Source organism: Streptomyces filamentosus, assembly GCF_014654895.1.
Taxonomy (GTDB): domain Bacteria; phylum Actinomycetota; class Actinomycetes; order Streptomycetales; family Streptomycetaceae; genus Streptomyces; species Streptomyces filamentosus.
Window position 1 is genome coordinate 3,107,322 of record NZ_BNBE01000001.1, and the last position, 10,179, is coordinate 3,117,500.

The 10,179-nt window shown below is 74.6% G+C and carries 10 protein-coding genes (1 of these 10 cut by a window edge); 7 read left to right on the forward strand and 3 right to left on the reverse strand.

Annotated elements, in window-relative coordinates; genetic code table 11:
• The first annotated feature begins 105 nt into the window (after positions 1-105).
• Positions 106-1,959, forward strand: coding sequence for a dihydroxy-acid dehydratase (gene ilvD / locus IE326_RS14100; RefSeq protein ID WP_150229008.1), 1,854 nt, complete (start codon positions 106-108; stop codon positions 1,957-1,959).
• 197 nt (positions 1,960-2,156) lie between these two features.
• Here the strand turns inward: ilvD and IE326_RS14105 are convergent, their stop codons facing one another.
• Positions 2,157-4,409 carry a serine/threonine-protein kinase gene (locus IE326_RS14105; RefSeq protein WP_190041666.1) on the reverse strand — a complete coding sequence of 751 codons (2,253 nt, stop codon included), beginning with the start codon at positions 4,407-4,409 and terminating at the stop codon, positions 2,157-2,159.
• Positions 4,410-4,547: 138 nt separating this feature from the next.
• On the opposite strand from IE326_RS14105, the gene IE326_RS14110 reads away from it, so the two are divergent.
• From IE326_RS14110 to proC, 5 genes are all read left to right on the forward strand, one after another.
• On the forward strand, positions 4,548-4,802 hold the full coding sequence (locus IE326_RS14110; protein WP_150229004.1) for an SH3 domain-containing protein: 255 nt from the start codon (positions 4,548-4,550) through the stop codon (positions 4,800-4,802).
• Between the two features lie 49 nt (positions 4,803-4,851).
• Positions 4,852-5,358, forward strand: coding sequence for a hypothetical protein (locus tag IE326_RS14115; protein WP_150229002.1), 507 nt, complete (start codon positions 4,852-4,854; stop codon positions 5,356-5,358).
• Between the two features lie 91 nt (positions 5,359-5,449).
• A complete protein-coding gene (locus IE326_RS14120; protein WP_190041667.1) occupies positions 5,450-6,322 on the forward strand; it encodes an ABC transporter ATP-binding protein in 873 nt (290 codons plus the stop codon).
• Complete coding sequence (locus tag IE326_RS14125) at positions 6,319-7,056, forward strand: ABC transporter permease (RefSeq protein WP_150228998.1); 738 nt, start codon at positions 6,319-6,321, stop codon at positions 7,054-7,056. Before IE326_RS14120 ends, IE326_RS14125 begins: the two co-directional genes overlap by 4 nt.
• An 83-nt stretch (positions 7,057-7,139) precedes the next feature.
• Positions 7,140-7,949, forward strand: coding sequence for a pyrroline-5-carboxylate reductase (proC, locus tag IE326_RS14130; RefSeq protein WP_190041668.1), 810 nt, complete (start codon positions 7,140-7,142; stop codon positions 7,947-7,949).
• Positions 7,950-7,955: 6 nt separating this feature from the next.
• Here proC and IE326_RS14135 read toward each other — a convergent pair whose 3' ends face one another.
• A complete protein-coding gene (locus tag IE326_RS14135; protein WP_150228996.1) occupies positions 7,956-8,549 on the reverse strand; it encodes a cysteine hydrolase family protein in 594 nt (197 codons plus the stop codon).
• A 75-nt stretch (positions 8,550-8,624) separates the two neighbouring features.
• On the opposite strand from IE326_RS14135, the gene IE326_RS14140 reads away from it, so the two are divergent.
• Positions 8,625-9,623, forward strand: coding sequence for a GlxA family transcriptional regulator (locus IE326_RS14140; RefSeq protein ID WP_190041669.1), 999 nt, complete (start codon positions 8,625-8,627; stop codon positions 9,621-9,623).
• Here the strand turns inward: IE326_RS14140 and trpS are convergent.
• A protein-coding gene (gene trpS, locus IE326_RS14145) for a tryptophan--tRNA ligase (RefSeq protein WP_150228992.1) crosses the window boundary here: on the reverse strand, positions 9,590-10,179 show its 3' portion. It continues 409 nt past the right edge of the window; the window shows 590 of its 999 coding nt (coding positions 410-999); the start codon falls outside the window, past its right edge; it ends in the stop codon at positions 9,590-9,592. The genes IE326_RS14140 and trpS overlap by 34 nt on opposite strands.

A 10,179-nucleotide genomic window follows, 5' to 3' on the forward strand; every position in this document is an offset into this window, starting at 1 on the left:
GACCGACCCCTGGGACGCCGTCCCGCATGTCGGACAGGGTGTCCAGATCTTGGAGCGTCGGCGTACGCTCGGAGGAAGCACATCCATCACGAGGAGCGAGCGACGATGCCCGAGCTGAGGTCCCGCACTGTCACCCACGGCCGCAACATGGCGGGCGCACGCGCCCTTATGCGCGCCTCCGGTGTACCGGGCGCGGACATCGGGCGGAAGCCGATCATCGCAGTGGCGAACTCCTTCACCGAGTTCGTCCCCGGCCACACCCACCTCCAGCCCGTCGGCCGGATCGTCTCCGACGCCATCACGGCCGCCGGCGGCATCGCCCGCGAGTTCAACACGATCGCCGTCGACGACGGCATCGCCATGGGCCACGGCGGCATGCTCTACAGCCTGCCCTCCCGCGACCTGATCGCGGACAGCGTGGAGTACATGGTCGAGGCCCACTGCGCCGACGCCCTGATCTGCATCTCCAACTGCGACAAGATCACCCCCGGCATGCTGATGGCCGCCCTGCGCCTCAACATCCCGACGGTCTTCGTCTCCGGCGGCCCGATGGAGTCCGGCCGCGCCACGCTCGTCGACGGCTCGGTCCGCACGCTCGACCTGGTCGACGCGATCTCCGACGCGGTGAACCCGAACATCTCGGACGAGGACATCTCCCGCATCGAGGAGAGCGCCTGTCCCACCTGCGGCTCCTGTTCCGGCATGTTCACCGCCAACTCGATGAACTGCCTGACCGAGGCCATCGGCCTCTCCCTCCCGGGCAACGGCTCCGTCCTCGCCACCCACACCGCCCGCAGGGCGCTGTACGAGGACGCCGCCCGCACGGTCGTCGACCTCACCCGCCGCTACTACGACGAGGACGACGCCTCCGTCCTGCCGCGCTCCATCGCCACCCGCGCGGCCTTCGAGAACGCCATGGCCCTCGACATCGCCATGGGCGGCTCGACCAACACGATCCTGCACCTGCTCGCCGCCGCCCAGGAGGCCGAGCTGGACTACGGCCTGCCGGACATGGACGCGATCTCGCGCCGGGTGCCCTGCCTGGCCAAGGTCGCCCCGAACGTCGTCAAGGACCGCACGTACTACATGGAGGACGTGCACCGGGCCGGCGGCATCCCGGCCCTCCTCGGCGAGCTGTACCGCGCGGGCCTGCTCAACGAGGACGTCCACGCGGTCCACTCCCGCTCCATCAAGGAGTGGCTGGACGCCTGGGACGTGCGCGGCGGCGCCGCCTCCGAGGAGGCCGTCGAGCTGTTCCACGCGGCCCCCGGCTGCGTCCGCTCCGCGACCGCCTTCTCCCAGTCCGAGCGCTGGGAGAGCCTCGACACCGACGCGGCCGGCGGCTGCATCCGCGACGCCGCCCACGCGTACTCGAAGGACGGCGGCCTCGCCGTCCTGCACGGCAACCTCGCCGTCGACGGCTGCGTCGTGAAGACCGCCGGCGTCGACGAGTCGATCTGGACCTTCGAAGGCCCGGCCGTCGTCTGCGAGTCGCAGGAGGAGGCCGTCGAGAAGATCCTGAACAAGCGGGTCAAGGACGGCGACGTGGTCGTCATCCGCTACGAGGGCCCCAAGGGCGGCCCCGGCATGCAGGAGATGCTCTACCCGACCTCCTTCCTCAAGGGCCGGGGCCTGGGCAAGACCTGCGCCCTGGTGACCGACGGCCGCTTCTCCGGCGGCACCTCGGGCCTCTCCATCGGCCACGCCTCCCCCGAGGCGGCCTCCGGCGGCACCATCGCCCTCGTCGAGGACGGCGACCGGATCCGCATCGACATCCCGAACCGCTCGATCGAGCTGCTGGTCGAGGACTCCGTGCTCGCCGCCCGCCGCGAGGCCCTCGGCGGCGTCTACGCCCCGAAGAACCGCGAGCGCAAGGTGTCGGCGGCGCTGCGGGCGTACGCGGCGATGGCCACGAGCGCGGACAAGGGCGCGGTCCGGGACGTGTCGAAGCTGGGCTGACGCGGACGGCCCGCCGCACGGCGGGCCCGCGCACGCACACCGCGCGGGCGCGGGAAGCGGGAGCGAAGGCCCCGCCTCCCGCGCTCGCGCGCGTGTGGACGGCTCCCGGGTCCGGACCCGGACCGGGGGTACCCGCGCCCGTGCCCACGCCCGTACCCGTCACCCGCGCCCGCGCCCGTCACCCGTACCGACGGCCCCTACCAGGACTCCGCCACGCGCGCGTCCACCGCGAAGACCGAGCCGTCCGGGGCCGTGCCGAAGACCCGGTTCCCGGCGACCAGGGGTGCCGGAACCTGCGTGGCGTAGCCGAGCCGGCCGTTCCGCAGCCGGGGGCGGGTCTGGCCGACGACCGCGCCGCGCGTGGTGTCCACGGCGAAGAGCCGCCCGTCGGCCGCGGTGAGGTAGAGCCGGGTGTCGGGGCCGAGGACGGGCGGGGAGACGTTCGAGGCGCCGGTCTCCAGCGCCCAGAGCCGGGTGCCCTTCTCGCTCGCCGTGTCCACGGCGAGCACCCGCCCGTCCAGGGAGAGCAGGTACGCGACCGTGCCGCGCACGGCGATGCCGCTGACCGGCATCCGCTCCTGGATCGGGATCCGCCGCTCCGCGCCGTGCGCCGGCCCGCTCGCGGGGTCGCCGGGGTCGCCCGGGGCGAGCAGCACCAGCGCGTCGACCAGGTCGCTCTGGTAGCGAGAGGCGAGGACGAGCGTCCCGTCGCGGGTGCGGCCGACCGGGGTGGCGTCCCCGCTCACGATCCTGCTCCACACGACCTCGCCGGTCGCGGGCAGCACCGCCCCCACGCGCGTGCTGAGCCCGTCCGCGGCCGTCTCCGAGACGGTGAGCAGCCCGGAGGGGGCGTCGTACGCGCCGACCACGGGCGCGTCGAAGCCGGCGAGCCCGTGGGCCCAGCGCGGGGCCCCGCTCCGCGCGTCCAGCGCCCGGAGCGCGCCCCGGCCGTCGGAGAACACCACCACCTCGCCCGCCGGGCGGTACGTCTCCGGGACGTCCGTGCGCGCGGTCCAGCCGGGCGTCCCGTCCTCGGAGCCGTACGCGCGCAGCGGGCCGGGCTTCGGCGCGGCGCCGACCAGCCGCTCCCCGCCGCCGGTGAGCGGCACGGGCGCGTCCGGCGGCTCCGCGTCGACCGGGCCGGTCCGCTTCCACAGGACCTCGCCGGTCATGGGGTCGAGCCGGGCGAGCGTCACGCCGCGCGCCGCGCAGTAGAGGGAGCCGGCCTCGTGGACGCAGGCGGGCGCGGTGGCGTCGCCGTACTCCTGGAGCCGGGTCTGCCAGCCGTCGAAGGAGGTCGCGACCTCGGCCGGGTGGGTGGGCGGTTCGACGGCGGGCCGGGCCGGCGGGCGCAGCGCCGCGTAGGTCCCGGCCCCGGCGAGGACGAGCACGACCGCGGCGGAGACCGTCAGCCGCGGCGCGAGCCGGGGACGGCGCCGGCGCGGGGGCACGGCGGCCCCGGCGGGCCGGGTCGCGGTGTCGACCGGCAGGCCCCCGCCGAAGCCGTCGCCGCGCGCGGGGACGTGGCCGTCCGTCCGGCCGCCGTCCTGGCCGCCGGGCGCGAAGGGGTCCGCGGGCAGCGCGGGCCGCCGCCGCTGGGACGGTATGAACGCCTCTGCCTCGTACGAGGGCGGGAGCAGCGCCGCCATGATCTCGGCGGGGGTGGGCCGGTCGGCCGGTTCCTTCGCGAGGCAGTGCGCGACCAGCGGCGCGAGCTCCGCGGGCACCCCGGTGAGGTCCGGCTCGTCGTGGACCACCTGGTACGCCACGATGTACGGGCTGTCCGAGTCGAAGGGGCCGTGGCCGGTCGCCGCGTGCACCAGGACCGAGCCGAGCGCGAAGACGTCCGCGGCCGGACCGACCTCGCGCGGGCGCTGGAACTGCTCGGGCGCCATGAAGGGCGGCGAGCCGATGAGCTTCCCGGTCTCCGTGCGCAGGTCGCTGTCGACGGGCCGGGAGATCCCGAAGTCGATGACCTTCGGGCCGGAGTCGGTGAGGAGCACGTTGCTCGGCTTGAGGTCCCGGTGGACGACCCCCGCGCGGTGGATGTCGCGCAGCGCCTCGGCGAGCCCGGCGGTCAGCCGGCGCAGCTCGGCGGGGGAGAGGGGGCCGCGCTGGCGGACCTGGTCGGCGAGGGTGGGGCCGGGGACGTAGAGGGTGGCCATCCAGGGGCGCTCGGCGGCCGGGTCGGCGTCCACGACCGGCGCGGTGAAGGCGCCGCTGACCCGGCGGGCGGCCGCCACCTCCTGCCGGAACCGGGCCCGGAAGTCGGGGTCCTCGGCGTAGCGCGCGTGCACCACCTTCACCGCGAGCCGCAGCCCGGACGGCGAGGAGGCCAGGTGGACGACGCCCATGCCGCCCGCGCCGAGCACCGCCTGGAGCCGGTACTCCCCGGCGTACTCCGGTCCTCCGGGATCCCGGTCGGCATCGGTCCTGCTCAACGGCGGCATCTCCCACCCCCGTGTGGTTCCGCGTCCGTCCGCGCGCGCCTGCGCGACGCGACGGAGCCTAGTCGATGCGCACCGCGATGTCGGAGGAGCTTGCTAGCCTGCGCGCGTCGCACAGAGTGAAGCCAGGGGGAGAACATCATGGCGGTGAAGTACTACGAGGTCGCGCCGGGCTACCGGCTCAACGTCCGCTCGGGTCCGGGCACGCAGTACCCGGTGGTCAAGGTCCTCGCCGAGGGGGTGACCGTCCCGGTCCACTGCCAGAAGCCGGGCGAGTGGGTCACCGGTCCGTACGGCACCACCCGCATCTGGGACGGCATCGCCGCGGGGCAGTACGTCTCCGACGCCTACGTCCGGACCGGCAGCGACGACTACGTCGCGCCGCGCTGCGTCTGAGGACCTCCGCCTCGGCCCTCCGGGGCCCGGTCCGGGGATAATCGACCTCGTGAGCGAGGACAAGCGGACCCCCGAGACCGGTACGAGCGGACCCCAGCCCGAGGAGATCCGTTTCTTCGGGACGAGCTGGGTCGACCACGGCGCCCACTACGGACTGCGCCGCGCCGGCCTCGCGGTCGGCGCGCTCGCCGCGGCCGTCGCGGGCGCCTTCGTCCTGCGCTTCGCCTACCAGGGCCTCCAGGTCGCGGAGGTCGGCGGGCTCGTCAACACGCTGGTGATCCTGATGTTCGCGGTCTGCGCGGCCATCGCCTTCACCAAGACCTGGGAGGGCTTCGGCCGCCGCCCCGCCGACCAGGCCCGCGAGGACTCCCTCAAGAGCCTCAAGGCCATCGGCTTCATCGGCGTCCTCCTCGCGTACGCCCTCCGGTGCCTCGTGGAGGCCCCCGGCGAGAAGCTCCGCCGGGCCGAGTACGAGACGGCCCGCGCCCGCCACGAGAAGCGCCGCGGCGCCCGCACCGGCAATCCGGCGGCCCGCAGGAAGCCCAGGCGGCCGTAACGGCCTCCCGCCCGAGCGCCCCTGGCGGCCCTCGGGCCCGAGCCCCCGCGGTCCTTGACGCGGGGGCTTTTCCGTCCCCACTATTCATCACATGATGAATTACGACTCCGGAGCGCCCGGCACCGGACCCGGGAGCGGATCCGGACGTGGCACCGGTCCCGGAAACGGCAACGGCTCCGGCGAACCCGAACCCCCCGACCCGCCCCCCGCGATCACCGCCCGCGCCCTCACCGCCGTACGCGGCGACCGCACCGTCCTGCGCGGCCTCGACTTCACCGTCCCCGCCGGCCGCGTCACCGGCCTCCTCGGTCCCTCCGGCTGCGGCAAGACCACCCTCATGCGCGCCGTCGTCGGCACCCAGGCCAAGGTCACCGGCACCCTCACCGTCCTCGGCAGCCCCGCGGGACACCCCGGCCTCCGCCCCCGCATCGGCTACGTCACCCAGGCCCCCTCCGTCTACGACGACCTCACCGTCCGGCAGAACCTCGCCCACTTCGCCGCGGTCCTCCTCCCCGGCCGCGCCCACCGCGAGACCCGCCGCACCGCCGTCGCCCACGCCCTCGACGACGTCGACCTCACCGGCCGCGCCGACGCCCTCGCCGGACGCCTCTCCGGCGGCCAGCGCAGCCGGGTCTCCCTCGCCGTCGCCCTCCTCGGCACCCCCGACCTGCTCGTCCTCGACGAACCGACCGTCGGCCTCGACCCCGTCCTCCGCCGCGACCTGTGGGACCTCTTCCACCGCCTCGCCGCCGACCGGGGCACCACCCTCCTCGTCTCCTCCCACGTCATGGACGAGGCCGAGCGCTGCCACCGCCTCCTCCTCATGCGCGAGGGCGAGGTTCTCGCCGAAGGCACCCCCGACGCCCTCCGCCGGCGGAGCGGCACGGACACCGTCGAAGCGGCCTTCCTCCACCTGGTCGACACCGCCGCGGCCCGCCCCGCCCCCGAGGAGCCCCGCCCATGACCCCCGCACGCACCCTCGCCACGGCGGCCCGCGTCCTGCGCCAGCTCCGCCACGACCCCCGCTCCGTCGCGCTGATGCTCCTCGTCCCCTGCGCGATGCTCTTCCTGCTCCGCTACGTCTTCGACGGCAGCCCGGGGACCTTCGACACCATCGGCGCCTCGCTCCTCGGCATCTTCCCGCTGATCACCATGTTCCTGGTGACCTCCATCGCCACCCTGCGCGAACGCACCTCCGGCACCCTCGAACGCCTCCTCGCCATGCCCCTCGGCAAGGCCGACCTCATCGCCGGCTACGCCCTCGCCTTCGGCCTCGTCGCCGTCGTCCAGTCCGTCCTCGCCACCGGCCTCGCCGTCGGACTCCTCGGCCTCGACGTCACCGGCTCCCCCTGGCTCCTCCTCCTGGTCGCCCTCCTCGACGCCCTCCTCGGCACCGCCCTCGGCCTCTTCGTCTCCGCCTTCGCGGCCTCCGAGTTCCAGGCCGTCCAGTTCATGCCGGCGGTGATCTTCCCCCAGCTGCTCCTCTGCGGCCTCTTCACCCCGCGCGACAAGATGGCCCCCGCACTGGAGGCGATCTCGAACGTCCTGCCCATGTCGTACGCCGTCGACGGCATGAACGAGGTCCTCCGCCACCCCGACATGACCCCCGCCTTCGTCCGGGACGCCCTCGTCGTCGCGGGCTGCGCCGTCCTCGTCCTCGTCCTCGGCGCCGCCACGCTCCGCCGCCGCACCGCGTGACCGAACCTCGGACACCCCGCGCACCGGCCGCCCCGCCGGTGCGAGGATGACGACACGTACCCCCTCGGCGAGGTGAGAGAGCCATGTCCCAGACCGTCGCAGTCCTCGGCACCGGCAAGATCGGTGAAGCGCTCCTCAGCGGCATGATCCGAGCCGGCTGGCGCCCCACGAACCTCCTCGTCACCACCCGGCGCGGCGAGCGCGCCGAGGAACTCCGCGACCGCTACGGCGTCGAGACCGTCACCAACGCCGAGGCCGCCAAGCGCGCCGACACCCTCATCCTGGCCGTCAAGCCCCAGGACATGGGCCGCCTCCTCGATGAGCTCGGCCCCCACGTCGCGACCGACCGCCTCGTCATCAGCGCCGCCGCGGGCATCACCACCGCCTTCATCGAGGAACGGCTCAGCCCCGGCACCCCCGTCGTCCGCGTCATGCCCAACACCCCCGTCCTCGTCGACGAGGGCATGTCCGTGATCTCCGGCGGCAGCCACGCCACCCCCGAGCACCTCGCCCACACCGAGGAGATCTTCGGCGGCGTCGGCAAGACCCTCCGCGTCCCCGAGTCCCAGCAGGACGCCGCCACCGCCCTCTCCGGCTCCGGCCCGGCGTACTTCTACTACCTGGTCGAGGCCATGACCGACGCGGGCATCCTCCTCGGCCTGCCCCGCGCCCAGGCCCACGACCTCATCGTCCAGGCCGCCATCGGCGCCGCCGTGATGCTCCGCGACAGCGGCGAGCACCCCGTCAAGCTCCGCGAGGCCGTCACCTCCCCGGCCGGCACCACCATCAGCGCCATCCGCGAGCTGGAGAACCACGGCGTCCGCGCCGCCCTCATCGCCGCCCTCGAAGCAGCCCGCGACCGCAGCCGCGCCCTCGCCTCCGGCAACGGCTGACCCCTCCTAGGAGGCCGTCCCCTTCAGGACGTCCTCCGTGGTCACGACCCGGGCGAACCGCCCGCCGTGCAGCGACACCGCCGTCGCCCGGGTCAGCTCCTCCGCCGTGAGCGTCCAGCCGAACGGCCCCGCCAGGTCGAAGGTGTGCATCGCGTCCAGCGGGAACAGCACGTCGTACCCGAGGTTCCCGCCCATCCGGGCCGTCGTCTCGTTGCACATGTTCGTCTGGATCCCGACGATCACGATCTGCCCGCGCCGTCCGTCGGCGGCCCCCTTCAGCCACGCGTCCAGGTCCGGCTCCCCGTAGAAGGCGGAGTTCACCGTCTTCGTCACCAGCACCTCGGGCCCCGTGCCCCGGCCCCGCCGCTCCTCGACGAAGTCCTTGAAGGCGTTGCCCCCGCTGCCCGGCGCCAGCGGCGAACCCGCCACCGACGAGTCGTGCCGCACGAAGACCACCGGCCGGCCCGTCTCCTGCCACCGGTCGATCAGGGCGGCCACGTTCCCCTCCGCCTCCGGGTTGTCCCGGCGCCCCCAGGACCCGGACTCGAAGCCCTTCTGGACGTCGACGACGATCAGCGCTGCGTTCTCCTCGATCTCCATGACCACGATCCTGCCGCCGCCCGGCCGCCCGCCCCAGAGGCTCCGAAGTCACCGATCGATGGTTTACTGCCACGCATGGCGGCCCCGCAGCGCATCGCACTCCTCTCCTTCCCCGGCATCCGCGCCTTCGACGTCTCCGTCGTCACGGAGGTCTGGGGCACCGACCGCACCGGCCAGGGCGTCCCCGCCTTCGACCTCCGCCGCGCAGCCGCCGACCCGGCCGCCCCCATCCCCCTCCGCGGCGGCCTGAGCCTCACCCCCGACCGCCCGCTCGACTGGCTCGACGCCCTGACCCCCGCCGACCTCGTCCTCGTCCCCGGCATCGAGGACCCCGAAGCCGACGTCCCGCCCCCGGTCCTCGAAGCCCTCCGCCGCGCCCACACCGCGGGCGTCCCCGTCGCCTCCCTCTGCGCCGGGGCCTTCGTCCTCGCCCGCGCCGGCCTCCTCGACGGCCGCCGCGCCGTCACCCACTGGCGCCTCACCGACGCCCTGGCCGCCCGCCACCCCCGGATCCGCGTGGAACCCGAGGCGCTCTACATCGAGGACACGGGCGTCTGGACCTCCGCCGGCACCGCCGCCGGCATCGACCTCTGCCTCCACCTGGTCCGTACGGCCCACGGCGCCGAGGTCGCCGCCACCGTCGCCCGCTCCATGGTCACCGCCCCCTTCCGCACCGGCACCCAGGCCCAGTTCATCGAGCGCCCCACCCCCAGGGCCGACCGCGACGGGGACGCCCTCGCCGCCGTCCGCGCCCACGCGCTCGCCCACCTCGACCGGCCCCACACCGTCGCGAGCCTCGCCGCCCGCGCCGGCATGTCCCCCCGCTCCTTCGCCCGCCACTTCCAGGCCACCACCGGCACCACCCCCCTCCACTGGCTCATCACCCAGCGCGTCGCCGCCGCCCAGAAACTCCTCGAACTCACCGACCACCCCCTCCCCGAGGTGGCCCGCCGCGCGGGCTTCGGCAGCGAGGTCACGATGCGCCAGCACTTCGCCTCGCACCTCGCCACCAGCCCGCGCGACTACCGCACCGCCTTCCGTCAGGCGGCGGGCAGCAGCCCGATCGCCCGGTAGGCCCGGTCCACCAGCGGCCGCGCCGTCCCCCGGGCCCGCTCGGCCCCCTCCTTCAGCACCCGGTCCACGAACCCCGGATCCGCCGCGAGCTCGGCGTGCCGCTCCCGCACCGGCCGCAGCAGCTCGACGACGGCGTCCGCCGTGTCCTTCTTCAGAGCGCCGTACGACGCGTACGCCCCGGCGAGCTCCTCCGGGTCCCCGCCCGTCGCCGCCGCCATCAGGTCGAGCAGGTTGGCGACCCCCGGCTTGGCGTCCCGGTCGTACTCGACCTCCCGCCCGCTGTCGGTCACGGCCCGCATGACCTTCCGCCGCACGGTGTCCGCGTCGTCCAGCAGATAGACGATCCCCGCCCCGTTCTCGTGGGACTTCCCCATTTTCGAGGAGGGGTCCTGGAGGTCCATCACCCGCGCCGCCACCTCCGGCCGCGTCGCCTTCGGCACGGTGAACGTGTGCCCGTACCGCTGGTTGAACCGCACCGCCAGGTCCCGCGTCAGCTCCACGTGCTGCGTCTGGTCCTCGCCCACCGGCACCTCGTCGGCCCCGTACGCCAGGATGT

What these genes read in the sequence shown, in the direction of transcription:
- ilvD (WP_150229008.1), top strand. Translation starts at nt 106, where the DNA reads ATGCCCGAGCTGAGGTCCCGCACTGTCACCCACGGCCGCAACATGGCG.
- IE326_RS14105 (WP_190041666.1), bottom strand. Translation starts at nt 4,409, where the DNA reads ATGCCGCCGTTGAGCAGGACCGATGCCGACCGGGATCCCGGAGGACCG.
- IE326_RS14110 (WP_150229004.1), top strand. Translation starts at nt 4,548, where the DNA reads ATGGCGGTGAAGTACTACGAGGTCGCGCCGGGCTACCGGCTCAACGTC.
- IE326_RS14120 (WP_190041667.1), top strand. Translation starts at nt 5,450, where the DNA reads ATGATGAATTACGACTCCGGAGCGCCCGGCACCGGACCCGGGAGCGGA.
- IE326_RS14125 (WP_150228998.1), top strand. Translation starts at nt 6,319, where the DNA reads ATGACCCCCGCACGCACCCTCGCCACGGCGGCCCGCGTCCTGCGCCAG.
- proC (WP_190041668.1), top strand. Translation starts at nt 7,140, where the DNA reads ATGTCCCAGACCGTCGCAGTCCTCGGCACCGGCAAGATCGGTGAAGCG.
- IE326_RS14135 (WP_150228996.1), bottom strand. Translation starts at nt 8,549, where the DNA reads ATGGAGATCGAGGAGAACGCAGCGCTGATCGTCGTCGACGTCCAGAAG.
- IE326_RS14140 (WP_190041669.1), top strand. Translation starts at nt 8,625, where the DNA reads ATGGCGGCCCCGCAGCGCATCGCACTCCTCTCCTTCCCCGGCATCCGC.